General features: G+C 67.1%; 25 protein-coding genes. 20 read left to right on the plus strand and 5 right to left on the minus strand.

Annotated elements, in window-relative coordinates; genetic code table 11:
* Positions 1–21: 21 nt before the first annotated feature.
* From LGM71_RS07165 to LGM71_RS07240, 16 genes are all read left to right on the plus strand, one after another.
* Positions 22–2,346, plus strand: coding sequence for an FdhF/YdeP family oxidoreductase (locus tag LGM71_RS07165; RefSeq protein ID WP_226114431.1), 2,325 nt, complete (start codon positions 22–24; stop codon positions 2,344–2,346).
* Between the two features lie 12 nt (positions 2,347–2,358).
* Positions 2,359–3,279, plus strand: coding sequence for a bestrophin family protein (locus tag LGM71_RS07170; RefSeq protein ID WP_124904133.1), 921 nt, complete (start codon positions 2,359–2,361; stop codon positions 3,277–3,279).
* Between the two features lie 161 nt (positions 3,280–3,440).
* Positions 3,441–3,770: a hypothetical protein gene (locus LGM71_RS07175; RefSeq protein ID WP_226114433.1), complete on the plus strand. Its 330-nt coding sequence runs from the start codon at positions 3,441–3,443 to the stop codon at positions 3,768–3,770.
* 247 nt (positions 3,771–4,017) lie between these two features.
* A complete protein-coding gene (locus LGM71_RS07180; protein ID WP_059607188.1) occupies positions 4,018–4,350 on the plus strand; it encodes a hypothetical protein in 333 nt (110 codons plus the stop codon).
* Positions 4,351–4,488: 138 nt separating this feature from the next.
* Positions 4,489–6,078: an ABC transporter substrate-binding protein gene (locus LGM71_RS07185; protein ID WP_124623072.1), complete on the plus strand. Its 1,590-nt coding sequence runs from the start codon at positions 4,489–4,491 to the stop codon at positions 6,076–6,078.
* Positions 6,079–6,157: 79 nt separating this feature from the next.
* Positions 6,158–6,700, plus strand: coding sequence for a class I SAM-dependent methyltransferase (locus LGM71_RS07190; RefSeq protein WP_226114434.1), 543 nt, complete (start codon positions 6,158–6,160; stop codon positions 6,698–6,700).
* 26 nt (positions 6,701–6,726) lie between these two features.
* Positions 6,727–7,980, plus strand: a complete 1,254-nt coding sequence (locus LGM71_RS07195; RefSeq protein ID WP_226114436.1) for a hypothetical protein — start codon at positions 6,727–6,729, stop codon at positions 7,978–7,980.
* A gap of 289 nt (positions 7,981–8,269) precedes the next feature.
* Entirely contained in the window at positions 8,270–9,157 is an 888-nt protein-coding gene (gene sapR, locus LGM71_RS07200) for a sap1 transcriptional regulator SapR (RefSeq protein ID WP_124623077.1), read from the plus strand.
* Positions 9,158–9,173: 16 nt separating this feature from the next.
* Positions 9,174–9,737, plus strand: coding sequence for a D-alanyl-D-alanine dipeptidase (ddpX, locus tag LGM71_RS07205; protein ID WP_174910315.1), 564 nt, complete (start codon positions 9,174–9,176; stop codon positions 9,735–9,737).
* A 70-nt stretch (positions 9,738–9,807) separates the two neighbouring features.
* The gene (locus LGM71_RS07210) at positions 9,808–11,409 is read left to right on the plus strand and encodes an ABC transporter substrate-binding protein (protein WP_059607180.1); all 1,602 of its coding nucleotides are present in this window, start codon (positions 9,808–9,810) and stop codon (positions 11,407–11,409) included.
* A gap of 10 nt (positions 11,410–11,419) precedes the next feature.
* Positions 11,420–12,490, plus strand: a complete 1,071-nt coding sequence (locus tag LGM71_RS07215) for an ABC transporter permease (protein WP_124623079.1) — start codon at positions 11,420–11,422, stop codon at positions 12,488–12,490.
* Between the two features lie 66 nt (positions 12,491–12,556).
* A complete protein-coding gene (gene nikC, locus LGM71_RS07220; protein ID WP_059607176.1) occupies positions 12,557–13,471 on the plus strand; it encodes a nickel transporter permease in 915 nt (304 codons plus the stop codon).
* A gap of 1 nt (position 13,472) precedes the next feature.
* Entirely contained in the window at positions 13,473–14,387 is a 915-nt protein-coding gene (locus tag LGM71_RS07225) for an ABC transporter ATP-binding protein (protein ID WP_059607174.1), read from the plus strand.
* Positions 14,384–15,145, plus strand: coding sequence for an ABC transporter ATP-binding protein (locus tag LGM71_RS07230; RefSeq protein ID WP_226114437.1), 762 nt, complete (start codon positions 14,384–14,386; stop codon positions 15,143–15,145). The genes LGM71_RS07225 and LGM71_RS07230 overlap by 4 nt, the downstream gene beginning before the upstream one ends.
* A gap of 146 nt (positions 15,146–15,291) precedes the next feature.
* Positions 15,292–15,546, plus strand: coding sequence for a GlsB/YeaQ/YmgE family stress response membrane protein (locus LGM71_RS07235; RefSeq protein WP_059607170.1), 255 nt, complete (start codon positions 15,292–15,294; stop codon positions 15,544–15,546).
* A gap of 365 nt (positions 15,547–15,911) precedes the next feature.
* Positions 15,912–16,247: a type 1 fimbrial protein gene (locus tag LGM71_RS07240; RefSeq protein WP_174910319.1), complete on the plus strand. Its 336-nt coding sequence runs from the start codon at positions 15,912–15,914 to the stop codon at positions 16,245–16,247.
* A 25-nt stretch (positions 16,248–16,272) separates the two neighbouring features.
* On the opposite strand, the gene LGM71_RS07245 is transcribed toward LGM71_RS07240, so the two are convergent.
* The 3 genes from LGM71_RS07245 to LGM71_RS07255 all read right to left on the minus strand — a co-directional run bounded on the left by LGM71_RS07245 (position 16,273) and on the right by LGM71_RS07255 (position 19,228).
* The gene (locus LGM71_RS07245) at positions 16,273–17,145 is read right to left on the minus strand and encodes a LysR substrate-binding domain-containing protein (protein WP_059607168.1); all 873 of its coding nucleotides are present in this window, start codon (positions 17,143–17,145) and stop codon (positions 16,273–16,275) included.
* 123 nt (positions 17,146–17,268) lie between these two features.
* On the minus strand, positions 17,269–18,168 hold the full coding sequence (gene bla, locus LGM71_RS07250; RefSeq protein ID WP_226114438.1) for a class A beta-lactamase: 900 nt from the start codon (positions 18,166–18,168) through the stop codon (positions 17,269–17,271).
* A 208-nt stretch (positions 18,169–18,376) separates the two neighbouring features.
* On the minus strand, positions 18,377–19,228 hold the full coding sequence (locus tag LGM71_RS07255; protein WP_226114440.1) for a peptidoglycan DD-metalloendopeptidase family protein: 852 nt from the start codon (positions 19,226–19,228) through the stop codon (positions 18,377–18,379).
* Between the two features lie 535 nt (positions 19,229–19,763).
* Between LGM71_RS07255 and LGM71_RS07260 the strand changes: the two genes are divergently transcribed.
* The 3 genes from LGM71_RS07260 to LGM71_RS07270 all read left to right on the plus strand — a co-directional run bounded on the left by LGM71_RS07260 (position 19,764) and on the right by LGM71_RS07270 (position 23,673).
* Complete coding sequence (locus LGM71_RS07260; protein WP_124623091.1) at positions 19,764–20,660, plus strand: LysR substrate-binding domain-containing protein; 897 nt, start codon at positions 19,764–19,766, stop codon at positions 20,658–20,660.
* A 51-nt stretch (positions 20,661–20,711) separates the two neighbouring features.
* Positions 20,712–21,098 (plus strand): ester cyclase, encoded by a 387-nt coding sequence (locus LGM71_RS07265; RefSeq protein ID WP_226114441.1) that lies wholly within the window; start codon positions 20,712–20,714, stop codon positions 21,096–21,098.
* A 412-nt stretch (positions 21,099–21,510) separates the two neighbouring features.
* On the plus strand, positions 21,511–23,673 hold the full coding sequence (locus tag LGM71_RS07270) for a hypothetical protein (protein ID WP_226114442.1): 2,163 nt from the start codon (positions 21,511–21,513) through the stop codon (positions 23,671–23,673).
* 111 nt (positions 23,674–23,784) lie between these two features.
* Here the strand turns inward: LGM71_RS07270 and LGM71_RS07275 are convergent, their stop codons facing one another.
* Together LGM71_RS07275 and LGM71_RS07280 are read right to left on the minus strand one after the other, a co-directional pair.
* A complete protein-coding gene (locus LGM71_RS07275) occupies positions 23,785–24,525 on the minus strand; it encodes a sulfite exporter TauE/SafE family protein (RefSeq protein WP_226114444.1) in 741 nt (246 codons plus the stop codon).
* A 136-nt stretch (positions 24,526–24,661) separates the two neighbouring features.
* A complete protein-coding gene (locus tag LGM71_RS07280) occupies positions 24,662–25,678 on the minus strand; it encodes an aldo/keto reductase (protein ID WP_226114445.1) in 1,017 nt (338 codons plus the stop codon).
* A gap of 141 nt (positions 25,679–25,819) precedes the next feature.
* On the opposite strand from LGM71_RS07280, the gene LGM71_RS07285 reads away from it, so the two are divergent.
* Positions 25,820–26,731: a LysR family transcriptional regulator gene (locus LGM71_RS07285; protein ID WP_059607152.1), complete on the plus strand. Its 912-nt coding sequence runs from the start codon at positions 25,820–25,822 to the stop codon at positions 26,729–26,731.
* Positions 26,732–26,751 lie beyond the last annotated feature (20 nt).

Consider the following 26,751-nt stretch of genomic DNA (forward strand, 5'->3'; position numbering starts at 1 on the left):
ATCGACCCCGACACACGCATCATGAAAAAGAAATCCGCCGCCGCGCGTATCGAACCGTACACCCACCCGGCCGCCGGCTGGGGCGCGCTGAAAGCCGTCACGATCAACCTGATCAAGGAAAAGGTCGCCGGCGGCAACTACCGCACGCTGCTGCGCCAGAACCAGCCGGACGGCTTCGACTGCCCGGGCTGCGCGTGGCCCGACCGCCAGCATGCCTCGACGTTCGAATTCTGCGAGAACGGCGTGAAGGCCGTGGCCGCCGAAGCGACGAGCAAGCGCGTGACGCCCGAATTCTTCGCCGCGCACACCGTCGCCGAGCTGCTCGAACAGTCGGATTTCGAACTCGAACAGCACGGCCGCCTGACCGACCCGATGGTGTACGACGCGCGGACCGACCGCTACGTGCCGATCGCGTGGGACGACGCGTTCGCGCTGATCGCACGCCACCTGCGCGCGCTGCCGGACCCGAACCAGGCGGCGTTCTACACGTCCGGCCGCGCGAGCAACGAGGCGGCGTTCCTGTATCAGCTGCTGGTGCGGCTGTACGGCACCAACAACTTCCCCGACTGCTCGAACATGTGCCACGAGGCGACGAGCCGCGGGCTGCCGGCGTCGGTCGGCGTCGGCAAGGGCACCGTCACGCTCGACGATTTCGAGCACGCGGACATGCTGCTCATATTCGGCCAGAATCCGGCAACCAACCATCCGCGGATGATGGGCGAGCTGCGCGAATGCGCGAAGCGCGGCGCGACGATCGTGTCGATCAACCCGCTGAAGGAACGCGGACTCGAGCGTTTCGCCGATCCGCAAAGCCCGCTCGAGATGCTGACGATGTCGGGCACGAAGATCGCGTCGACGTTCATCCAGCCGACGATCGGCGGCGATTTCGCGCTGATCAAGGGGATGGCGAAGCGCGTGCTCGAACTCGACGACGCCGCGCGCGCCACCGGTGCGCCGCGTGTGCTCGACACGGCGTTCATCGGCGAGCACACGGCCGGCTTCGATGCGTTCGCCGAAGATCTGCGCAACGAAAGCTGGTCCGCGCTGACGGCCGAAAGCGGCGTGCCGTACGAACAGATCGACAGCCTCGCGCAACTTTATGCACGCAGCGAACGCGTGATCGCGACCTGGGGCATGGGCATCACCCAGCACAAGCATTCGGTCGCGACCGTGCAGATGCTGACGAACCTGATGCTGATGCGCGGCAACATCGGCCGCCCCGGTGCGGGCCTGTGCCCGGTGCGCGGCCACTCGAACGTGCAGGGCAACCGCACGGTCGGCATCGAGGAAAAACCGTCGCAGGCGTTTCTCGACCGGCTCGGCCACGTGTTCGACTTCGAGCCGCCGCGCCATCACGGCTACGACGTCGTCGAAACCATCGAAGGCATGCTCGAAGGCCACGTGAAGGTGCTGATCGGCCTCGGCGGCAACTTCGCGATGGCGACGCCCGACACGCCACGCACGTGGGAAGGCATGCGCCGCTGCGATCTCTCCGTCCACATCACGACGAAGCTGAACCGCAGCCACCTGATTCATGGCCGCGACGCGCTGATCCTGCCGACGCTCGGCCGTACCGAGATCGACCTGCAGGACAACGGCGCGCAGGGCGTGACGGTCGAGGATTCGATGAGCATGGTCCACGTGTCGTACGGGATGAACAAGCCGGCGTCGCCGAACCTGATGTCGGAGCCCGCGATCGTCGCGCACATCGGCCATGCGCTGTTCGGCAGCGGCAAGATCGACTGGCTCGCGTACAAGGACGACTACGCGAAGATCCGTGACGCGATCGAGGCGACCGTCGACGGCTTCTACGACTACAACGCGCGCATCGCGCGGCCGGGCGGCTTCCACCTGCGCGTCGCGTCGCGCGACCGCGAATGGCTGACGCCGACGGGCAAGGCGAACTTCATCGCGCATGCGCTGCCGACCGACACGCCGATCCAGCGCGCCCGCGCACTGCACGGCGAGCGCCTGATGACGCTGATGACGACGCGTTCGCACGACCAGTACAACACGACCGTCTACGGGCTCGACGACCGCTATCGCGGCGTATTCGGCCAGCGCCGCGTGGTGTTCGCCAACCGCGACGACCTCGCGATGCTCGGCCTGAAGGCCGGCGAATGGGTCGACATGGAAACCGTGTGGCACGACGGCATCGAGCGGCGCGCGGACGGTTTCCTGCTCGTCGAATACGACATCCCGCGCGGCTGCATCGGTGCGTACTACCCGGAAACGAACCCGCTGGTGCCGCTCGACAGCGTCGGCGACGTGTGCAACACGCCGACGTCGAAGTCGGTGCCCGTGCTGCTGCATCGCGCGGCCGCGCCGGCGTCGGCCGCTGCCTGACGGAGCGCCGCGATGATCGTTCGGCCGCGCGAGCACTGGTTTCGGATGCTGCTCGTCTGGAACGGATCGGTACTGCCGACCATCCTGCCGCAGCTCGCGCTGACGCTCGCGATCAGCTTGGTCGCGGTATGGGGCGGCGGCCGCCTGCTCGGCGAGAAGGTACCGCTGAATCCGACGCCGTTCACGCTGATCGGCCTCACGCTCGCGATCTTCGCGGGGTTTCGCAACAACGCGAGCTACGAACGCTATCGCGAGGGACGGCAGCTGTGGGGCGGCGTGCTGACCGCCACGCGCACGCTGGTGTCGCAGGCGCTCTGCTACGGCGCGATCGACGGCGACGACGCTGCACGGCAGGCGTTCGTGCGCAAGGTCGTCGCGTTCGTCCATGCGTTGAAGCATCAGCTGCGCGGCACCGATCCTGCAGCGGACCTGCGCACGCTGCTCGACGGCGCGACCTATACGCGCATCGTCGCCGCCCGGTTTGCACCGATCGCGATCGTCCATGAACTACGCGAAGCATTCGCCGCGCGCGCCGACGCGGGCCATCTCGCCGATACCCGGCTGTGGATGCTCGACGTGCGCCTCGACGATCTCGTGTCGATGGTGAGCGGCTGCGAGCGCATCGCCTCGACGCCGATCCCGTTCTCGTACGACGTGCTGCTGCACCGGACCATCTACGCGTACTGCGCGCTGCTGCCGTTCGGTCTCGTCGATTCGATCGGCGCGGCGACACCGTTCGTCACCGTGTTCGTCGCCTATACGCTGATCGCGCTCGACGCGATCGCGCATGCGATCGCCGAGCCGTTCGGCGACGGACCGAACCAGCTCGCGCTCGATGCAATGACGCGAACGATCGAGCGCACGCTGCTCGAACTGAACCGCGAACCGCTGCCGGCCGAAGTGACGCCGAGCCCCGCGTATCGGCTCACCTGACGGGCCGACGCTGCCGACGCGCGACGCATGCTCGGCCGGCCTGGCCGCTGTAATGAAGACTTGCAATCGATACAGCCGGAAACGTCAACAGCCGGGGGGCGCACAGCGTTTTTTCCACAAGCGCGCACGTTTCGTGACGCGCAACGACAGGAGAAAACGTCATGCGAGCCCTTACCCGCCATCTCACGATCGCCGCCACCCTGATGTCGGTACTGACCGGCACCGCGTTCGCCGAAACGCCGTGGCAGCAAGCGCATCCGCGCCGCGAGGAGGTCAACCAGCGCCTCGCCAACCAGAATCGCCGGATCCGTCACGAAGTGAAGGAAGGCGAGATGTCGCACGCCCAGGCCGCGCGCCTGCACCGTGACGACCGAAAAATCCGCCAGGAAGAGCGGGACATGGCCGCGCAGGATCGCGGTCACATTACGCAGGGCGAAAAGCACGTGCTGAACCAGCAGGAAAACGCGGTCAGCCACAAGATCGGCCAGTAACGCCGGCAAGCGTCGATTCGCCATCGCTTGAAACGCCCGCTGCCGCCGTGCGGCAGCGGGTGCTTGTTGTTGTATCGAATCGTTTCAGCAGGCCGTTCGCGTCAAGTGCCGCAGGTATACTTCGACGTCAGCCGCCACCCGCATCGACCGTCGACAACGGCACGATTCCGGCGGTTTCGTCGCGAAGCTCCGCGTTTCGCGTACCCCGCGCCCCAGCCTCGACACGAGACACACGACGATCCCGATCATGAAACGATTCCTGCTGCTCCTTCCCGCCGCCCTGCTCGCCGCCTGCGGCTCGGCGCCCTCGTCCGATTCGGCCGCGTCCGGCTCGGCACCGATGATCTACGTGTCGTCCGCGCGCCCGGCCCACGCGATCGCCAACTGCCTCGACAGCCGCCTGTCCGGCACCGCGCAGTCGCAGCACAACGGCGTGACCGACATCACCGTCGGGTCGCGCTCGTATTTCGTCACGCTCACGCCGTCGGGCAACGGGTCCGTCGTCAAGGTCGTGCGCGGCTCGGGCAGCGAGCCGGCCGAGGAAGCGATGCGCTTCGCGATCGCGCGCTGCGTGATCTGACCGCCACCGGCGCCGGGCGCTCCGCCCGGCCCGCAAGCCACGTCACCCGGGCGCCATCATGCGCGTCCGTCGAATTTTTTCATCCGGGCCGCCGTCGATGAGAGAATCGCACCACGATTCCCTTTCCACGGAGCCCGCATGAAGCACCTGCTGTCCCGGCTGTTCGTCAGCGCCGCGCTCGCCGCGCTTGTTCCGGCGCTGCCGGCGCAGGCCGCGACGCCGCCCGGCATCTTCGTCGTCGCCACCCAGCTCGGCGAATTCACGACCCTCGATCCGAGCGAAATCTACGAGCTCGTGCCGTCCGAGTACGTCGCGAACACCTACGAACGGCTCGTGCGGGTCGACCTGAAGGACCCGACGCGCTTCGACGGACAGATCGCGCAATCCTGGTCGGTCGGCGCCGACGGCGTCACGTACACGTTCAAGCTGCGCCCCGGTCTCACGTTCCACTCCGGCAACCCGGTCACCGCCGACGACGTCGCGTGGTCGCTGCAGCGCACCATCCTGCTCGACAAGGGCCCGGCCGGCGTGCTCGCCGATCTCGGCCTCACGAAGGCGAACGTGATGCAGAAGGTACGCGCGGTCGACCCGCAGACCTTCGTGCTCGAAACCGACCACAAGTACGCACCGAGCTTCGTGCTCAACGTGCTGAGCGCGTGTCCGGCGTCGGTGCTCGACAAGAAGCTGCTGATGTCGCACCAGCAGGGCAGCGATTTCGGCAGCGCCTGGCTGAAGACCAACGACGCGGGCTCGGGCCCGTACCAGCTCGTCAAGTGGACGCCGAACGAAAGCATCGTGCTGCAGCGTTTCGACAAGTACCGCGCGCCGTACCCGATGAAACGCGTCGTGCTGCGCCACGTGCCCGAGGCATCCGCGCAGCGGTTGCTGCTGGAAAACGGCGACGTCGACGCCGCGCGCAACCTGAGCCCCGACAGCCTCGCCTCGCTGACCAAGGCCGGCAAGATCAAGGTCGCGTCGTGGCCGGTGTCCGCGCTGCTGTACCTGAGCCTGAATACGAAGAACCCGAATCTCGCGAAACCCGACGTGCAACAGGCGATGAAGTGGCTGGTCGACTACGACGGCATCCAGCGCAACATCGTCAGCACGACATACAAAGTGCACGAGACCTTCCTGCCCGAAGGCTTCCTCGGCACGCTGAATTCGAACCCCTACAAGCTCAACGTCGCAAAGGCGAAGGCGCTGCTCGCGAAAGCCGGCTTGCCGAACGGATTCGACGTGACGATGGACATGCCGAACGATTATCCGTACCTCGAGATCGCACAGGCACTCCAGGCGAACTTCGCGCAGGGCGGCATCCGCGTGAAGCTGATTCCGGGCGATGCGAAGCAGGCGATCGGCAAGTACCGCGCGCGCCAGCACGACATCTTCATCGGCGAATGGTCGCCGGATTACATGGACCCGAACAGCAACGCGCGCGGCTTCGCCTGGAATCCTGACAATTCCGACCAGTCGAAGACGAAGATGCTCGCATGGCGCAACAGCTGGGACATCCCGCAACTGACGAAGGATACCGAGGCCGCGCTCGTCGAGCCGTCGCCCGCGAAGCGCGCGCAGCGTTACGAGGCGCTGCAGAAGGCCGTGCTCGCGAACTCGCCGTTCGTCATCATGTTCGAGAAGGTCGTGCAGGTCGCGACGCGCCCCGGCACGACCGGGCCGGAGATCGGGCCGATCAACGACCTCGTGTCGTACCGGACGCTGGCAAAATAAGGCCGGCTGCCCGCGCGGCCGGCGACGCCGGCGCGCGGGTGCATCCATCATCCAATATGCTTCGCTCGGGGACCACGCAATGCGCTCATTACAAGAACTGCGCCTGGAATTTCTCCAGTACAAGATCGAACCGATCGGCTGGCTCGGCGACAGCCCGTCGCGCTTCGACTTCTACACCCGCACTGCGGAAGGATGCGACAGCGTCGTCGAGCTGGGCGTATTCACCGGCCTGACCACGACGGCCTTCATGCTCGCGCAGCCGAAGCGGCTGGTGTCGGTCGACATCACCGATCAGTATTTCCACATCCAGAATGAGCTGAAGCACGCGGCGAATGAACTGGAGATCGACTTCGAATTCAGGATCGCCGACGATCTCGCGATGGAGCCGCTTGCATCCGACCTGCTGTTCATCGACACCACGCACACGTACGAGCAGACGCTCGCCGAACTGAACCGGTTCGGCCCGCTCGCGCGCAAGAAGATCGTACTGCACGACATGAACACGTCGGGTGTCTACCAGGCCGTATTCCAATGGCTGTGGGACAACAAGCAGTTTCACATCACGTATCACGACAGCCGCGGCTGCGGCGCGGTCGTCTGCGAGCGTCACGTCGGCTATTGAGCCGCGCACGCGCGACGGGAGGCACCATGCATTCGAACGGGCACGCGGTCTGCGTGGCGATCAACGACAACAACCGCGCGTGGTACGAGATGCTCGTGCCGTTCCTGCTGTCGCTGCGGCACACGGGTTACGACGGACAGGTGGCCGTCATCGGCTACGGGCTGTCCGAGCACAAGCGGCGCATCCTGGAAAGCCAGTCGGTCGACGTGATCGAAGCGTCGAGCGCGCATGCGCTCCCGGTCGGCCGCTTCATCGAGGCCGCCGGCTATTGCGCGCGCAATCCGCACATCACGAAACTCGCGCTGTACGACGCGGACATCTGGTTCTGCGCGCCCTCCTTCGACCTGTTCTCCCGGATCGCCGACGATCGCCTGTATGCGTGCCCCGACCCGCTGTTCTGCACGTTCGTGGTCACGCCGCTGATCGGTGAGCGGCGCGACGAGCATTGGCGCCTCGTCGTCGACGAGGTGCGGACGCGTCACGGCGGTGCGCTACAGGCCGGACTCGTCGCCGGCACGGCCACCGCGTGGGCGCGCTTCGCGGCGCACCTGCGCGACTGCGTCGCCCGCATCGGCACCGACTTCCAGGAATGCTTCGGGATCGACACGACGTTCCTGCACCTGTGGGGCGCACGCGGCGAAACCGCGTTGCTCGACCCGGTCCAGAACTTCGTCAGCAAGAACGGCATTCACGAATCGTTCGACGCGAGCAACGGCACCACGACGCTGCGCTATCAGGGCGAACCGATCCGCGCGCTGCACATGACCGGCGACATTCGCTTCCTCGACCGCTGGCGCTACTACGCGAACCACGTCGACGCCGCATTGCGCGACGGCGTGCCGTTCGCGCTGTCGGACGGCACGCCGTCGCCATCCGACACGGCCGCCGCCAGCATCGCCGCGACCGGGTTCGTGCGTTCGGCCGGGCTGACCGTCACTTCCGCCGCGGTCGAGCGCAGCGCGGGCGCGTACCTGCAGGCGATCGACGAACCGGGCGGCACGATGCTCGTCGGCAGCGCGAACCACGAGATCATGTTGACCGCGACCCGCGACATCGCGCGACTGAACGTGTACATCACGCATCCGTCCGGCACGCCGTCGCCGCTGCGATGCGAGGTGCTGATCGATGGACAGGCGCAGAGCAAGGGCACCGAACTGATGACGCATTTCTGGTATCAGATCGCGGCCGGCACCGTCATCACGCTGCGCTCGACGAGCCTCGGCGGCCAGCAGTGCAATGCGATCTGGCGGCTGCGCGAGACGTCGGACATGCAGCAGTAGTCGATGGGCAACGCGTCGAACGCTTGCGTGCCCGGCTTCGAGCGCGCGGCATGTCGTCGAGGCGCCGCGCGGCGAAGCGCCCCGGCAAATTATCCCTGTCAGGCATGAACGCGAATTATGCGTGACAGGAACAATTTCTCCGTTGCCCATCGCGATCCTCTCGTCGGACGCGCACGTCCACCCCTATCATCCTCTGGCAAACGATAGTTTTTATTCGCTGGCGCCAATGATTTTGGCTTTGTTAGATAGATGTCAAAGAATCATCCAATGACAACGATCTAACAGCCCGATGACCTGTGCATTCGCCCATACCGTCGAATCCCGCTTTGCCGATCTGACGCCGACCGCGAAGCGTATCGCGAGCTACATGCTCGCGAACCTCGATCGGCTCGGCCTCGAAACCGCCGACCAGATCGCGCAGCAGACCGGCACCAGCGGCATTTCGGTCGGGCGGTTCCTGCGCAGCGTCGGTTACCGGAATCTCGACGACCTGAAACGCGAACTGCGTGGCGACGGCGATCGTCCATGGATGATCACCGACCGCCTCGACGAGTACCGCCGCGCCGCCGCCACGCAAACGACCGCCGGCGAAGGCGACAGCGATCGCAGCAGCGGCACGCTCGCGTCGTCGCTCGACCGCGAGCTCGACGCGATCCGCCACGTGTACCGGCTCGCCGAAGAACCGGTGTTCGCGCAGGTCGCGGACCGGATCGCGCATGCCGATGCCGTATTCATCCTCGGCATCCAGTCGACCCGCGGCATCAGCAATGCGTTCAGCAGCTATCTCGAATACCTGCGCCCACGCGTGTTCTATTCCGACGGCCAGTCGGGCTCGTACGTCGATTCGCTGAATTCCGAGTTCGAACGGCCGTACTGCATCGTCACCGACACGCGCGCGTATTCGCGCAGCGCGCGCCGCTATTGCCAGGCCGCCGCCGAACGCGGCCAGCCGTTCGCGCTGGTCACCGATCTGTATTGCCCGTGGGCGCGCGAATGGCCGGCCGACCTGCTGCAGGTGAAGACCGACGTCGGCCAGTTCTGGGATTCGCTCGCGCCGCTCACCTGCCTGTTCAACCTGCTGATCACCGCCGTGGTCGACCGCCTCGGTCCCGCGGTCGACCGGCGCGTCGCGCGCAATCGCGAACTGCAGCGCACGTTCGACCAATTCGAATCCTGAGTCAACCGGACCGCCGATGAACCATCACCGTCTCGTCGAAATCACGCCCGCCACGCATCGCATCGAGATCGATCTCGTCTACGCGACCGAGCGCAACCTGACCGGCAAGCCGATCTACCGCAACGCGCACTGTCTGCTGCTCGAGCCGGCCGATGCCGCGCTGCGCCGCGCGGTCGACGTCGCCGCGCAGGCCGGCTTCACGCTGCGCATCTACGACGCGTACCGGCCGCCGGAGGCGCAGCAGGTGTTGTGGGATTTCCTGCCGGATCCGAACTTCGTCGCCGATCTCGGCCGCGGGTCGAACCACAGCCGCGGCACCGCGCTGGACCTGACGCTCGTCGGCGCGAACGGCGAGCCGCTCGACATGGGCACCGGCTTCGACGAGATGGTGGCCGCGTCGGGCCACTTTCACGCGGGGTTGCCCGAGCACGTGCAACGCAACCGGCTGCTGCTGCTCGGCGTCATGCATGCGGCCGGCTTCGCGCATATCGACAGCGAGTGGTGGCACTACGAGCTGCCCGGTTCGCATGCGCTGCCGCAGATCGACAACGCGGCGAGCGGCCCGTGGCGCCTGATGTAACGATGCTGCACGCCCCCTTTTTCATGCAGGTTCACGTTCAACGACTCAAACGACAGATGGAGAAGCGCCCATGAAATTCCCGACCTCCCGGCTCGTCGCGGCGCTGGCCGCCGCGTCCCTGTTCGCCGCCGTTCCGCTTTCCACCGCCCATGCGGAAACGCCGAAGGACATGTTCGTGATGGCCACGCTGCTCGACGAATTCACGACGCTCGATCCGGGCGAAATCTACGAGCTGGTGCCTGAGGAGTACGTCGCGAACACGTACGACCGGCTCGTGCGCGTGGACCTGCGCGATCCGTCGAAATTCAACGGCGACGTCGCGCAGTCGTGGACGGTGAGCGCCGACGGCCTGACCTATACGTTCAAGCTGCGGTCGGGCCTCAAGTTCCACTCGGGCAACCCGCTGACGGCCGACGACGTCGCATGGTCGATCCAGCGCGCGGTGCTGCTCGACAAGGGACCGGCCGCGGTGCTGACCGGCATCGGGCTCACGAAGGCCAACGTCGTGGCGAACGTGAAGAAGCTGGACGACCAGACGGTGTCGATCACGACCGATCACAAATACGCGCCGACCTTCGTGCTCAACGTGCTCGGCTCGTGGCCCGCGTCGGTGCTCGACAAGAAATTGCTGCTGTCGCACCAGCAGGGCAACGACTTCGGCAACGCGTGGTTGAAGACCAACGAGGCCGGCTCCGGCGCGTACAAGCTCGTCAAGTGGTCGCCCAGCGACAGCATCGTGCTGCAACGCTTCGACGGCTACCGGCTGCCGCTCGCGATGAAGCGCATCGTGCTGCGCCACGTGCCCGAAGCGGCGAGCCAGCGACTGCTGCTGGAAAACGGCGACGTCGACGCGGCGCGCGACCTGAGCCCGGACGATCTCGCGTCGGTCGTGAAGTCGGGCAAGGCGAAAGTCACGGCCTCGCCGCAGGCGACGCTGCTGTATCTCGGCCTGAACACGAAGAACCCGACGCTCGCGAAGCCCGACGTGCAGGAAGCGCTCAAGTGGCTGGTCGACTATGCGGGCCTCCAGGCCAACGTCGTGAAGACGACCTACAAGGTGCACCAGACCTTCCTGCCCGAAGGCTTCCTCGGCACGCTGAATGCGAACCCGTACAAGCTCGACGTCGCGAAGGCGAAGGCGCTGCTCGCGAAGGCCGGCGTGCCGAACGGCTTCTCGGTGACGATGGACGTGCGCAACGACTATCCGTACACGGAGATCGCGCAGGCCGTGCAGGCGAACTTCGCGCAGGCGGGCGTCAAGGTGCAGCTGATCCCCGGCGACAACAAGCAGACGCTCGCGAAATACCGCGCGCGCCAGCACGACATCTACATCGGCGAATGGTCGGCCGACTACATCGACCCGCACAGCAACGCGCAGGGTTTCGCATGGAACCCCGACAACTCCGACAAGTCGAGCTACAAGATGCTGGCCTGGCGCAACAGCTGGGACATTCCGCAACTGACGAAGGAAACCGACGCCGCGCTCGCCGAGCCGACCGCCGCGCAACGCGCGCAGCGGTACCAGGCGATGCAGAAGGAAATGCTCGCGCGCTCGCCGTTCGTGATCATGTTCGAGAAGGTCGCGCAGGTCGCGACGCGGCCCGGCGTGAGCGGGCTCGAAGTCGGGCCGATCAACGACCTCGTGTCGTACCGTAACCTGAAGAAGCAATAAGGTTCGCCGCATGTCGACTCCCGCCTCCTCCCTCGAAGCACTGCGCACGCTGCCCGCGCGGCGCCCGGCCGTGCGCTGGGTGCTACGCGTGCTGCGCTGGGCGCTCACGCTCGCCGTCACGTTCACAGGGCTGCTCGCGCTGACGTTCGTGATCGGCCGCAAGGTGCCGATCGATCCCGTGCTCGCGATCCTCGGCGATCGCGCGTCGGCCGAGGCCTACGCGGCCGAGCGCATCGCGCTCGGCCTCGACAAGCCGCTCGTCACGCAGTTCCTGATCTACGCGCGCGACGTGCTGCACGGCAATCTCGGCATGTCGCTGCTGACGTCGAACCCGGTGCTCGACGACATCAGGCGCGTGTTCCCCGCCACGCTCGAACTCGCGACGATCGCGACGGTGATCGGCATCGCGATCGGCGTGCCGCTCGGCGTCGCGGCCGCGGTGAAGCACAACCGGCCGATCGACCACATCGCGCGCTTCGTTGGCCTGATCGGCAATTCGGTGCCGGTATTCTGGCTCGGGCTGATGGGGCTGCTGCTGTTCTATGCGCGGCTGCACTGGGTCGGCGGCCCCGGCCGGCTCGATCCGGTGTACGACGGGATGGTCGACCCGCGCACGGGCAGCCTGCTGATCGACTCGGCGCTCGCGGGCGAGTGGGACGTGTTCCGCAACGCGGTGTCGCACATCGCGCTGCCGGCCGCGATCCTCGGCTACTACTCGGTCGCGTACCTGAGCCGGATGACGCGCTCGTTCATGCTCGACCAGCTGAGCCAGGAATACATCGTCACCGCGCGCGCGAAGGGCTTGTCCGAGCGGCGCGTCATCTGGCGGCATGCGTTCGGCAACATCGCGGTGCCGCTGCTCACCGTGATCGCGCTCACCTACAGCAACCTGCTCGAAGGCTCGGTGCTGACCGAGATCGTGTTCGCGTGGCCGGGGCTCGGCTCGTACCTGACCGGCGCGCTCCTGAACGCCGACATGAATGCCGTGCTCGGCGCGACGCTCGTGATCGGCGTGATGTTCATCACCGTCAACCTGCTGACCGACGCGCTGTACCGTGTGTTCGATCCGCGTGCGCGCTGAGGGCCGCTTCGACATGACCGTTTCCATTTCGCTTCCTTCACCGACCATGCCGAAGGCCACCCGTCCATGAATGCCGAACCTCTCACGCTGCGCGCGTGGCTGCTTTCCGATGCGCCCGCGTCGCGCTCGCAGGCCGCGTTCGGCCTCGCCTACCGCCGCTGGCGCCGTTTCGCGGGCAATCCGCTCAACCTGTTCGGGCTCGCGATCCTGGTGACGCTGATCGTGGTCGCGATCGTCGGCCCGCTGATCATGCCGCACGATCCGCTGCGCCAGGTGCTGTCGGACCGGCTGCTGCCGCCCGGCTCCGCATCGCACTGGCTCGGCACCGACCAGCTCGGCCGCGACATCCTTTCACGGATGATCGCGGGCTCTCGCCTCACGCTCGGCATCGCGATGCTCGTCGTCGTGATCGTCGTGCCGATCGGCCTCGCGATCGGCACGACGGCCGGCTATTGCGGCGGCTTCGTCGACAGCGTGCTGATGCGCATCACCGACATCGCGCTCGCGTTCCCGAAGATCGTGCTCGCGCTCGCATTCGCGGCCGCGCTCGGGCCCGGCGTGATCAACGCGGTCGTTGCGATCTCGATCACCGCGTGGCCCGCGTATGCGCGGCTCGCGCGCGCGGAGACGATCCGCATCGCGCAGGCCGACTACATCCACGCCGCGCGGCTGCAAGGCGCGTCGGGCCCGCGGATCCTGCTGCGCTACATCATGCCGCTGTGCATGTCGTCGGTGATCGTGCGCGCGACGCTCGACATGGCCGGCATCATCCTCACCGTCGCGGGCCTCGGCTTTCTCGGCCTCGGCGCGCAGCCGCCGAGCCCCGAGTGGGGCTTCATGGTCGCGTCGGGCCGCAACGTGCTGCTCGACGCGTGGTGGGTCGCGACGCTGCCCGGCATCGCCATCCTGCTCGTGAGCCTCGCATTCAACCTGCTCGGCGACGGGCTGCGCGACGTCTTCGATCCCCGCCATGGAGCATGACATGCCGATGAATTCCACCACCGCGCCCGCGCCGCTCTGCGAGATCGACGGCCTGAAAATCGGCTTTCGCGGACACGACGGCGTCGTCACCGACGCGGTGCGCGACCTGTCGCTGACGCTCGCGCCCGGCGAACGGCTCGGCATCGTCGGCGAATCGGGCTCCGGCAAGTCGCTGACGGGCCGCGCGCTGCTCGGCCTGCTGCCCGAAGCCGCGCGCTGGTCGGCCCGCACGATGCGCTTCGCGGGCCAGGACCTGCTCGCGATGTCCGCGAGCGAACGCCGGCGCCTGTGCGGCAGCCAGATGGGGATGATCCTGCAGGATCCGAAGTATTCGCTGAACCCGGTGATGACCGTCGCGAAGCAGATGGGCGAAGCGTTCCGGCGGCACGAGCCGCGCCTGCGCGGCCGCGCGCTGCGCGAGCGGATCGTCGACGCGCTCGCGGCCGTGCAGATCCGCGACCCGGCGCGCGTCGCCGATGCGTATCCGCACGAGCTGTCGGGCGGCATGGGCCAGCGCGTGATGATCGCGATGATGGTGTCGACGGGCCCACGCCTGCTGATCGCCGACGAGCCGACCTCCGCGCTCGACGTCGCGGTGTCGATGCAGGTGCTCGCGGTGCTCGACGCGATGATCGCGCGGCACAACACGGGCCTGATGTTCGTCAGCCACGACCTGCCGCTCGTGATGTCGTTCTGCGATCGCGTCGCGGTGATGTATGCGGGGCGCGTGGTCGAAACCTGCGCCGCGCGCGACCTGCGCGATGCGACGCATCCCTACACGCGCGGGCTGCTCGCGGCGAACCCGCCGCTCGTGAACCCGCCCGACGAACTGCCCGTGCTGCGGCGCGATCCGGCGTGGCTCGACGCCGCTGCGCCCGCGCCGACCGCTCACATACCGCAGGAGGCCGCACGATGATCGACGTCGATCACGCATCGATCCGTTTCCCGACCCGCACGGGTCACGTCGACGCCGTGCGCGATGCCAGCTTCGCGGTACGCGACGGCGAGGTGTTCGGGCTCGTCGGCGAATCGGGCTCCGGCAAGTCGACGCTGCTGCGCGCGCTGACCGGCCTCGTGCCGCTCGCGGGCGGCAGCCTGTCGATCGACGGGCGGCCCGTCGGCGGCACGCCCGATCGCGCATTTCGCCGCCACGTGCAGATGGTGTTCCAGGATCCGTACGGGTCGCTGCATCCGCGCTTCACGGTGGACCAGACGCTGCGCGAGCCGCTGTCGATCCACGCGATCGACGACGCCGACGCGCGCATCGCCCGCGCGCTGTCCGAAGTCGGGCTCGGCCCGTCGTTCCGCTTCCGCTATCCGCACCAGCTGTCGGGCGGCCAGCGCCAGCGTGTCGCGATCGCGCGCGCGCTGATTGTCGAGCCGCGCGTGTTGCTGCTCGACGAGCCGACGTCCGCGCTCGACGTGTCGGTGCAGGCCGAAATCCTGAACCTGCTGCGCCGCCTGCATCGCGAACGCAAACTGACGATGATCCTCGTGAGCCACAACCTCGCGGTGATCGGCTTCCTGTGCCAGCGCATCGCGGTGATGCAGCATGGCGAGATCGTCGAACAGCTGCGGATCGAGGACGTGCGCGCCGGACAGGTCGCACGCGACTACACGCGCACGCTGCTGCGCGCGACCGAAGGCTACCGCCGCCTCGATCCGGTCGACTGACATGAGTGCGACGCGCGGGCGTGCGATACTCGGCACCCCGTGCGTCGGTGCGCCAATGCACCGGCACGCACGCCGAATGGAACCCTCGCGCGCCGCGCGGGTCCATTTCCTTTCGTCAACAGATCAACAGCTATAGGGAGGCGTTCATGCTGCAATTCATCGAAACCCTGGTGGTCGGGCTCATCGTCGGCCTCCTCGCCCGTGCGCTCAAGCCCGGCGACGACAAAATGGGCATCCTGATGACCGTCGTGCTCGGCGTCGTCGGCTCGCTCGTCGCGGGCTACGTCGGCCGCGCTGCCGGCTGGTATGCGCCGGGCCAGGGCGCCGGCTGGATCGCGTCGATCATCGGCGCGATCGTGCTGCTCGTGATCGTCGGCGCGATGCGCAAGCGCGCGGGCTGACCGCCGCATCGCCTGCGTCGATGCGGAAACGGCCGCTCGTCACACGAGCGGCCGTTTTTCTTTCTGCACCCCGCAATTCGCACCCTCGTCGAATCGTTGAGTTCTCAACGATTCACCTGCAAAACCCCTGTCCGTTGGCCGGATTGCCGCGAGCTTGCGCCATCGGCAATACCCTGACTTGCGGCCGCACAAATTTGAGATAAATTGATTGGAGGAATGCGGCGTCATTTGCTCGTTGCCGTCATTTCCCGTTCTTTCATTCAAGAGGTCCGATGGAATTGCCGTTTACGCATACAGCATCGCAGCGTTGACGGACTGCCATTCGAGCGGCCCCGCTGCGACGCGCTTCCTCTCTGGAGCCTGTCATGAAGCATCGCCTGTTTGCCGCCTCGTTTGCCCTGGCTGCTTCGCTTCTGGCGTCGTCCTCGTCTTTTGCCGCCGGCGCGTCCGGCGTCATCCACTTCACCGGCATGATCGTCGAGCCGCCGTGCTCGTTCGCACTCGACACGGCCGACGCCGCGCACGCGCACGTGCGCCCCGACTGCCCGCGCCCGGCGAGCGGGCAAGTCGCGTTCATCGACGCGGCCAGCCTGCGCACGATCAAGACCACGACCTTTACGCAGGCCTCGCGCGCAATCGTTTTACCTGACCGTGCGGGCAACGCGCATGCGCCGATGATCGCCGTCGTGACGTACCAGTAGCGCCTGCTGCAGGAGACGTCGCGCGTCAGTCGCGATGGCAGGCGATCCAGTCGCTGAACGCGCGGATCTTCTGCTGGCTGCCGATGCTCTCCGGATAAACGAAGAAATAGCGGGCGCCGGTCTCGAGCACGATGTCGAACGGCCGTTCGAGCCGGCGCGCGGCGACGTCGTCGTCGACGAGCGTCACGTCGCCGATCGCGACGCCGAAGCCCTGCATCGCCGCATTCGTCGCGAGATCGAGCGTGTCGAAGGTCGGCCCGCGCTCCGCGTCGACGGCGCGTTCGCCCGCGTGATCGAGCCACGCGCGCCAGTCGCGGTGGTCGCGCGTCGGATGCAGCAGCGTATGGTGCGCGAGATCGCCGACCGCATCGAGCGGCACGGCCTGCCGCAGCTCGGGCGCGCACACCGGCGTCAAGCGCTCGTCGAACAGCGGCAGCGCGAACACGCCAGCGCCCGGCGACGTACCGTAGACGACCGCCGCATCGAACGGCTCGGTCGAGAAATCGACGATGTGCTGCCACGCGGTCGTGATCTGCACGTGGAGCTCGGGATGCTCACCCTGGAAGCGCATGATGCGCGGCAGCATCCAGCGCATCACGCAAGTCGGCACCTTCAGCGCGAGATCGGTGCGCTGCCGCGTGAGCTTCATCGAGATGTCCTCGATCCGCGCGAAGCTCTCGTTGACCACCGGCAGCAATTGCTCGCCCTCCGCCGTCAGCGTGAGGCCCTTCGCGTGCCGCTTGAACAGCGGGAAGCCGTAATGCGCCTCGAGTGTCTGGATCTGCCGGCTTACCGCGCCCTGCGTGAGGCACAGCTGCTCGGCCGCGCGCGTGAAGCTGCGGTGGCGGGCCACTGTCGAGAAGATCTGCAGCGCGTGCAGGGGTGGAAGTCGGCGCATGACGAAGGGGTAGACGGATCGATCGCACCCAACGACGGCGCGGCAAGACCGCGCGCCGACACCGGCGCGCGCTGATCGACACGATAAGCCAAACGCCGGCTTTACGCGAGGTGCACCGGACGCTCAGGCCGTGGCGGCGAGCGCGCCCGTCGCGATGCGCGCCGCCGACGCGACGACGTCCGCACGTGCCGCCGCGTCGGCACGCGGCTGCGTGAACGACACGGCCAACACGATCGGCGCGCGCGACGGCGGCCACAGCACGGCGACGTCGGTCGTCGTGCCGTAGCCGCCGGTGCCGGTTTTTTCAGCGATGCGCCAGCCCGGCGGCACGCCGGCCGCGATTCCGGTCGCGCCGCGCGCGCCGCCGGTCATCCATTCCGTGAGCTGCGCACGCTGCGGCTCGCGCAGCGTATCGCCGAGCAGCAGCCGCTGCAGCGTGTCGACCATCTCGACCGGTGTCGACGTATCGCGCTCGTCGCGCGGCGCCGCCTGGTTCAGTTCGGGTTCCCAGCGGTCCAGCCGGAATGCGGTGTCGCCGCTTTCGTGCGCGAACGATGTGACGGCCTGCGGACCGCCGAGCACGCCCATCAGCAGGTTCCCCGCGCCCTTGTCGCCCGACTGCAGCATCGCCGTGCAGAGCTGCGCGATCGTCATCCCCGTGTCGACGTGGCTTTCCGTCACCGGCGAGCCGGCCACGACTTCATAGCGGCGATACAGGATGCGGCGCGGCAGCAGCGACGCGTCGAGCGAGCCGCGCGCGAGTATCGCGGCGGCGGCGACGACCGCATAGGTGCCGCACAGCGGGAAGCGCTCGCGCGCGTGATGCGCGATGCGCGTGCCGCTCGACGTATCGAGTGCGGCGACGCCGAGCCGACCGTTCGACGCTTTTTCGAGCGCGGCGAGTTCGGCCTGGGCGGCATGTGCGCGGCCCTGGTCGGCGACGGGTGCCGACGAGCACGCGGCGACGAACGGCGCGGCGACGGCGGCGAGCAACAGCGAGCGGCGTGTCGGAGAGTGTTCCATGGGTGAAGGGTGTTCTGTCGGAAACGGTGGCACGAAGCAACATACGTGCGCATCGACGATGCACACGCATTCACGCCGACGGCCGGCTCGCGACGGCATACGCCGCGCATCCCCGAAGACGTCCGTCGGCCCCGCATGCGGCGGGACGCACATGAACAGGCCCTAGCGTAGCAGCGAGCGCCGCCGCGTTCCAGCGGCGCGGCCTGCATCACCCTTGCGACGAAGGCAGGTACGGCATCGGATTGACGGGCTTGCCGTCGCGCCGCACTTCGAACAGCAGCGCGACACGCGAGTTGTCGAGGTCGCCCATCTCGGCGATCTCGTCGCCCCGGCGCACGATGTCGCCGGTCTTCACGAGCAGCTTGCGATTGTGCGCATAGGCCGTGAGGAAATCCGCGTTGTGCTGGACGATGATCAGGGTGCCGTAATCGTTCAGGCCGCTACCCGCGTACATCACGCGGCCGTCGGCCGCCGCGCGAACCGGGTCGCCCGGCCGGCCGGCGATCTGGATGCCCCGGTTCTGCCCCGGCCGGAACGCGTCGACGATCTTGCCGCGCGCGGGCCACGTGAGCGCCACCGCACCCGTGTGCCGCCTGGTTTCCTTCACGACTTGCCGGTCGCTCGCCGTCGACGCGCTCGCCTGCGCGGCGCCCGCCGCATTGCTCGCGGCGGCCGGCGCCGCGGCCGGCGCGCTGCCATTCGCGCCCGATGCCTGCAACGGCTGCTGGCGAACGATGCGGAGCACCTGCCCCATGCGCAGCCTGCCGCGCCCATCGAGCTTGTTCCAGGTGCGCAGGTCGGCGACGCTGCAGTCGTTCGCGGACGCGATGCCCGACAGCGTGTCGCCGCGTTTCACCACGTACTTCTGCGCGACGAGAATGGGTGCGGGCGGCGGCGTCGCGGGCGTGGCCGCCGGTGCGGCGGCGGGCTGCCCCGACGGCGATCCCGCCAGCGTGTCGCTCGGCGGGACGGACTGCGTGCTGGCACAACCGGCCATGACGAGCACCGCGGCGAGGCCGGACAGCCACGCCGACTTGCGGCAAATCTCGCGCTGTTTCATGGACGATCGACTCCGATTTGACAATCTTTCAAGCATCTCAAAAACGGAACGGCCGACGTGTAACCGGATGCAAACAATCATGACAAACGATCACGAACCGGGCGCCGGCGGACACTCGTTACCGGTAATACGGTCAATTTCGGGAAAACTTGACGGTTTCTGCCGCGCGATGCGGAAGAAATTTCGCGATGGGCCGAAATTTCGAATGGCTTTCAATTTCGATATAGCCGCATCGGACAGCCGATGCGGCTGCGATGGGCGCCCGCTCAGCGCAGCCAGTCGACCAGTTCCGCGCAGGCCCACCCGAGCCCGATGCACAGGAACAGCAGGTGCAACGCGATCTTGAACGACACACCCCACGACGAATCGACCCGCATGACAGTCTCCCCCGGTTGATATGCGGCCATGATCCGGCATCGATCCCGCCCCGAAAATGCGGAACCGGCGAACGGGGTCTCAGGCCCAGCCTGAGACCGGTGCGGCGGTTCCTGCTAACTTATCGGCCATACCAATCCTTACGCGTCCCCACCCCGCCATGCGATTCGACCTGACCGACCTGCGGCTCTTCCTGAACATCTGCGAGGCCGGCACGATCACGGGCGGCGCCGAGCGCACGCACATCACGCTGCAGGCAGCAAGCGAGCGCATTCGCGGGATGGAGGACGAACTCGGCGTGCCGCTGCTGCACCGGAGCAAGTCCGGCGCGCAGGTGACCGACGCCGGCCGCGCGCTCGAGCATCACGCGCGCACGGTGCTGCAGCAGATCGACCACATGCGCGGCGAACTGCAGCAATACGGCCAGGGGCTGCGCGGGCATATCCGCCTGCTCTGCAACACGGCCTCGCTGAGCGAATACCTGCCCGACGCGCTCGCCGCGTACCTGCCGCATCATCCGAAACTGTCGATCAGCGTCGAGGAGCGCTCGAGCCAGGAAATCGTGCACGCGATCCGCAACAAGACGGCCGAGGTCGGCATCGTCGCCGATTCGGTCGGGCTCGGCGGGCTCGAGCAGAAGCCATTCCGCGAGGATTGGCTGATCGCGGTCGTGCCGGCCGGGCATCCGCTCGCCGCGCGCGACAAGGTCGCGTTCGACGAGATCGCCGACGCGGATTTCATCGGGCTGACCGACGGCAGCGCGCTGCAGGTCCATCTCGCGGACCAGGCGCGTGCGCTCGGCAAGCGGATCCGCTACCGTGTGCAGCTGAAGAGTTTCGATGCGATCTGCCGCGTGATCGAAAGCGGCGTGGGAATCGGCATCGTGTCGCGCCACGCGGCCGAGCGCGCGATGCAGACGATGGACGTGCGGCTCGTCGAGCTGTCCGACGCGTGGAGCCACCGCAAGCTGACGCTCTGCGCACGATCGTTCGATGCGCTGCCCAAATATACGCAGGCGTTCGTGTCGTATCTGTCGGGCGAAACGTCATCGCGCTGAACGCCCGCGCCATCCGCAACAGCCGGGCGATACACGAGGAGGCACCCCGTCATGACGAAACCCGATCTCGCCACGCACTACCGCGCCTACATCGACTGCCTGAACCGCCAGGACTGGCCGGCGCTCGGCCGATACGTCGCCGACAACGTGATCCACAACGACCGGCCGCTCGGCCTGGCCGGCTACCGCGCGATGCTCGAGCAGGATTTCCGCGACATTCCGGATCCCCATTTCGCGATCCGGCTGCTGGTGTGCGAACCGCCGCGCGTCGCGTGCCGGCTTCGCTTCGCGTGTGCGCCGAAAGGGACGTTCATGGGGCTCGCCGTCGACGGCACGCGCGTCACGTTCGCCGAGAACGTCATCTACGAATTTCACGACGGCAAGATCCGGCAGGTCTGGTCGGTGATCGACAAGGCGGCGATCGAAGCGCAGCTCTAGCATCGCCGCGGGGCGGCCGCCGGACGGAATCGACAGCCGAGATCCGGCTTGATTCGATTTTCAGGGGTAACGTTTTCTCTTGCATCTCGTTGGAAGCGCGCCGCCCGAGCACCTTTCCAACGCTTCCGTCGCTGCCGATATGGCACGCTGCATTGCAGCGAAAATAATAATAAATCTCGGTAATTCCGGCATCAACACCCCATCTTCACGACATCTGCCATTTCAGGCATCCGGGTTTTCACCGGCGTCTCCGGCGTGAAAGCGCATTGACATCGAAGCAATCGATGCCTAAATTTGGAAAACGTTTTCCTTCGCCTTCAGCGCGACGCCTTCGTGGCCCGCGCAGGGAGAACGCTTGCCTGCCCGAGTTGCGATTCAAACCTTCATCACTATTCGAAAACCCGGAGACACAATGCATATGCGCAGCAGATTCGCGCTCGGCGCCGCGCTCAGCGCCCTTTCCGTCCTGTTCGTCAGCGCATGCGGCGGCAACGACGTGACCGCCTCGCCACCCTCGTCACCCCCGCCGTCGACACCGGCGCTCGCGCCGAACTCGTTGCAGGCGCTCGTCTACGGCGCACCCGACACCAGCGTGCCGGCAGGCACGAGCATTCCGGTCACGATGATGGGCCAGATGCGCGCGCTGTTCGACCTGATCCGGAAGTCGCCCGACTTCACGCAGGTCGTGATGGATCTCGGCGACGGTTCGCCGGTTCACGTGCTCGACACGAACACCGGCGACAAATTCCTTCCCGGCAAGCTCGCGCTCGGCCTGTCGTACATCCTGATCGACATGAAGTCGAAGGGCGACCCGCAATACGCAAGCTATCTGGCGACGTACCAGACGATCACGACCGCGATGATGGCGCAGTCGGGCAGCGACTATGCGTATGCAAATACGTCATGGGGCGAGTACTACTACCTCGTCGCGCTGAACAACCTGAAGGCGCACGGCATGCTCAACGAGGTCTTCAGCGACGCGATGCTCGCGACGCTGCAGCAACGGCTCACCTTCTGCGACATGTTCGGTCCCGATGCAAGCGGCAAGACCAGCACCTGCCCGGCCGCCGGCACGCCGATCGACATTGCGTCGCTCAACACCGCGCAGAATTACTATGCGGTGTCCTACGGAATTGCCGGCCTGCGGCAAAAACTCGGCTGGAGCAATCCGTCGTTCTCGTCGGCGACCGATCCGGCCGTCGCGACGATGGGCGCGCGCGATGCGCTGCTCTATACGTTGACGAACCACATCCGCAAGGATTCGTCGGGCGGGTTCTCCGACGAAGCGTCGAACACGCACACGACCTATTACGACCAGGCGCGCTACGACCGCTACAGCACGCTGCTGATCGGCGAAGTGACCGAGCGCACGTTCGAGATGGGCAACGAGGCGAACCTCACGCCGGAACTGAAGGGCTATCTGCGCAAGTCGGTCGACCTGATCCTGCCGCAGCTGAACGCCGACGGCCAGGGCTTCGACTACGGCCGTTCGATCGGCCCGTACGGCGATTCCGCGTTCATGGAGATCCTGACGGCAGCGGCCAATGCGGGCGTGCTGACCGATCAGGAAAAGCAGATTGCGTACGCGTTCATCTACCGGGCCGCGCGTCGCTTCGACACGTACTGGTACGACCCGTCGCTGCCGACGCCGTCGGTGAACATGTGGGTCAAGGGTCGCGGCACGGACGCCTATCGCGGCAAGCCGCGCGTGATGGGCGAGAATTTCAGCCTGCTGCACCAGTACCTTTACGTGAACGCGTGGTGGAACAAGCTTGGCTTCGGCGGCAAGGCGCCGATGGACGATGCGGCCTACGATGCGTGGCTCGACGCGCTGCCGCGCTACACGCTCACCTGGTACAACCAGCCCGGCGATACCGCGCATCCGTACGACGCGGCGCTGCTCACCGTGCGCGACGGCCGCCGCGTGATCAACCTGAATCTCAGCCAGGCGCCCGACTACAACTCGTTCACGCCGTACTACCCGGTGCCGTTCTCCGACAAGCTGATCTACGGGACGACCGATCTGGGCTATGCACTGCTGGTGCCGCAGGTGTCGTACAACGGGAAGACCTACGTGCCCGTCACGTACTACAAGAACCTCAACGTGCAGCAGGCCAACGGCCAGGTCGTCGTGTCGTTCGACACGGCGAAGTTTCGTCTCGCGTCGAAGAACGCGGCGTACACGACGGATCTCGACCTCCAGGTGCATACCGTGCTGACGTTCGCGCACGGCACGATCTCGCGCAGCGACACGCTTGCTTCTGGCACGCTCGCCGGTAACCTGTCGGTCGAGACGGACTTCGCGTCGTTCGCGGACTTCGCGTCGACGCAAGCAAACGGCGACGGCACATCGGTGACGTACGCGAACAGCGCCGCGACCGGCTATGCGGCGTCCGGGTTCGACACCTGCACGCTGTCCGCCTTCGACACGGTCAACGGCGCGACGAACCCGCTGTCGACGACGCCGATCGGCCAGTTGCATTCGAACTTCGCGTGCAAGACCGCGCCGTTCGCGCTCGGTGCGGGCGTCACCCGCGCGTTCGGGTGGACGCTGAAGTACGCCGACCCGGCCTGAGCGGCCTGGCCGCCGCTCCGTGAGCGTCCTCGAAGCCGGCGCTCGAAACCGGCTTCGGGGCATTCACGCGGGGCGCGCATTGCGCGCATTGCGCGTGTCGGCGATGCCCGCTCACTGCCACGCCGAGGCGGCCATGCAGGCGCCGAGCGCGGTCATCCCGACGAAGAAGCAGCGCTTGAAAGTCTTCTCGCTCATCACGCGCCGCGCATATTGCCCGCCGATCATCCCCGCGAGTGCCGGCACGAGCGCCAGCGCCGATACGCCGAGATCGACCGTCTGCAGCGCGCCCGTTACGCGCAACTGCAGCCCGAGCGCGATCGTCGACGCGGTGAACGAGAGCCCGAGCGCCTGGATCAGGTCATCCTTCGACAGCCGCAGCGCCTGCAGGTACGGCACGGCAGGCACGACGAACACGCCGGTGGCGGCCGTCACGACGCCCGTCAGATAGCCGATCGCGGCCGACAGCCACTTTTCGTGTCGGCCCGGCGCGGGCAATCGCGCGGCGGCGAGCCCCCAGCCGCCGTAAGCGACCAGCACGACGCCGAGCGCCGCGTGGGTCCACGCACTGCCGCCCGCGAGCGCGGGCAGCCCGCCCGTCAGCGTGCCGATCGTCAGCCCGGCGAGCAGCGGCCACAGACGCCGCAGCAACGACCCGAACGACGGGCCGAGCCACAGCTGCCACACATTGGTGATGAACGACGGCACGAGCAGCAGGCTCGCGGCGGCCGACGGCGGCATCGCGAGCGTCAGCAGGCCCATCGCGATCGTCGGCAGCCCGAGGCCGATCATGCCCTTGACCGCACCGGCCAGCAGAAAGACCAGCACGATGATCGTCAGCGTATGGGTTTGCATGGAGGGCGTTCCGTCCGGTTGAAGACGGCGCCGATGATGAACCACCGTCACGCCGCCGGCCATCTGGCTTTGCCTGAGGCTGGCTCGGGCCCACCCGGCGGGCCTCGTCGCCTCATCATCCCGCCATGCCCGCCGTTCAGGCTGCGTGCGTCGGCCCCCGGCCATGCTCGCTGTCGAGGTGCGCCATCTGGGGGGCCGGATAACGCTCGCCGGCAGCCGCCCCGGCGGGAACCGCCGTTTCGATGCGAGCCAGATCATCGACCGTTAGTTGCAACTTTGACGCCTGCAACGCGTCCTGGAGTTGCGTGCGCTTGCGCGCGCCGACCAGCGGCACGATGTCGTCGCCGCGCGACAGCGCCCACGCGATCGCGATCTGCGCCGGGTTGCTGCCCTTTTCGTCGGCAATCGCGCGCAGTGCGTCGACCAGCGCGAGATTGTGCGCGAGGTTCTCGCCCTGAAAGCGCGGGCTGGCCGCGCGGAAGTCGCGCTCACCCTGCCGCGCCGCGCTCCAGCCGCCGCCGAGCAGCCCGCGCGACAGCACGCCGTAGGCCGTCACGCCGATCCCGAGTTCGCGACACACGGGCAGGATGTCCGCCTCGATCCCGCGCGACAGCAGCGAGTACTCGATCTGCAGGTCGGCGATCGGCGCGACGGCCGCCGCGCGGCGGATCGTGTCGGCACCCACCTCCGAGAGGCCGATATGGCGCACATGACCGGCCTTCACGAGATCGGCGACCGCGCCGACCGTCTCCTCGATCGGCACCGCCGGATCGACGCGCGCCGGCCGGTAGATGTCGATGTGGTCGGTGCCGAGCCGCTTCAGCGAATACGCGACGAAATTGCGGATCGCCTGCGGCCGCGCGTCGTAGCCGACGAAAGCGCCGGCCGGATCGCGCAACGCGCCGAATTTCACGCTGATCAGCACCTGGTCGCGCGTGCGGCCGCGCAGCGCGTCGCGGATCAGCATCTCGTTGTCGCCCATCCCGTAGAAGTCGCCCGTATCGAGCAGCGTGATCCCGTTGTCGAGCGCCGCATGCAGCGTCGCGATGCTTTCGTCGCGATCCGCCGGCCCGTAGAGATCCGACATCCCCATGCAGCCGAGCCCGATCGCCGACACCTGCGGGCCCGTGCGGCCCAGTTGACGCTTGTCCATGTCCGTTTCCTTGCGGTGGTGAGTGAATGAACCGGATTCTGGACGCATCGCGGCGCGCGATAAACGCGAAACGTCCAACCAAATCATTCGACGCTGATTAACAATGGAGCCTGTCCCAATTCGCCCAGGCTTTCGCTCCGCATGGACCATCTGCATGCAATGCGCATCTTTGCGCGCGTCGCCCACCTCGGCAGCTTCACGAAAGCGGCCGAGCAGTTGCAATTGCCGCGCCCGACGGTCAGCAATGCCGTCCAGTATCTGGAAAAACACCTGCGGGTGCGCCTGCTGCAGCGAACCACCCGGCGCGTCGCGCTGACCGCCGAGGGCGCCACTTATTACGAGCGCTGCACGCGGCTGCTGGCCGATCTGGACGATGCCGAGACGCTGTTCGACGACGCCGGCGCCGCGCCGCGCGGCGTGATCCGCGTCGACCTGCCCGAACGCTTCGCCCTGAACAAGGTGATTCCGGCGCTGCCGGATTTCCACGCGCGCTATCCCGACCTGCGCGTCGTGCTGAGCACGACCGACCGCTTCGTCGATCTCATCTCAGACGGCATCGACTGCGCGGTGCGGGTCGGCGTGCTGTCCGACACGTCGCTGGTCGCGCGCCGCGTCGGCGAGATGGCGCAGATCAACTGCGCGTCGCCCGCGTATCTCGCGCGATACGGCACGCCGCGCTCGCCGGACGATTTGCCCGACCATGTCGCGGTCGGCTATTTCTCGAGCCGCACGGGCCGTGAGCTGGACTGGGAATATGCGGACATGGATTCGGGCGCGCTGCAGACGGTGAAGATGCGCAGCGTGGTCGCGGTAAACAGCTCGCAGGCGTATCTCGCGTGCTGCATCGCAGGCCTGGGTCTGATCCAGGTGCCGCGCGACGGGCTCGCGCCGCTGCTCGAGGACGGCTCGCTGGTCGAGGTGCTGCCGGAATGGCATGCCGCGCCGCTGCCGGTGTCGGTCATGTTTCCGAACGGCCGGCATCTGGCGCCGCGCGTGCGGATCTTCGTCGACTGGCTCGCGCAAACGCTCGACGACGCCCACCGGCCAGCATGACGAAAGCCGGCACCGGGGCA

It is taken from the genome of Burkholderia sp. AU33545, assembly GCF_020419685.1.
Lineage (GTDB): Bacteria > Pseudomonadota > Gammaproteobacteria > Burkholderiales > Burkholderiaceae > Burkholderia > Burkholderia diffusa.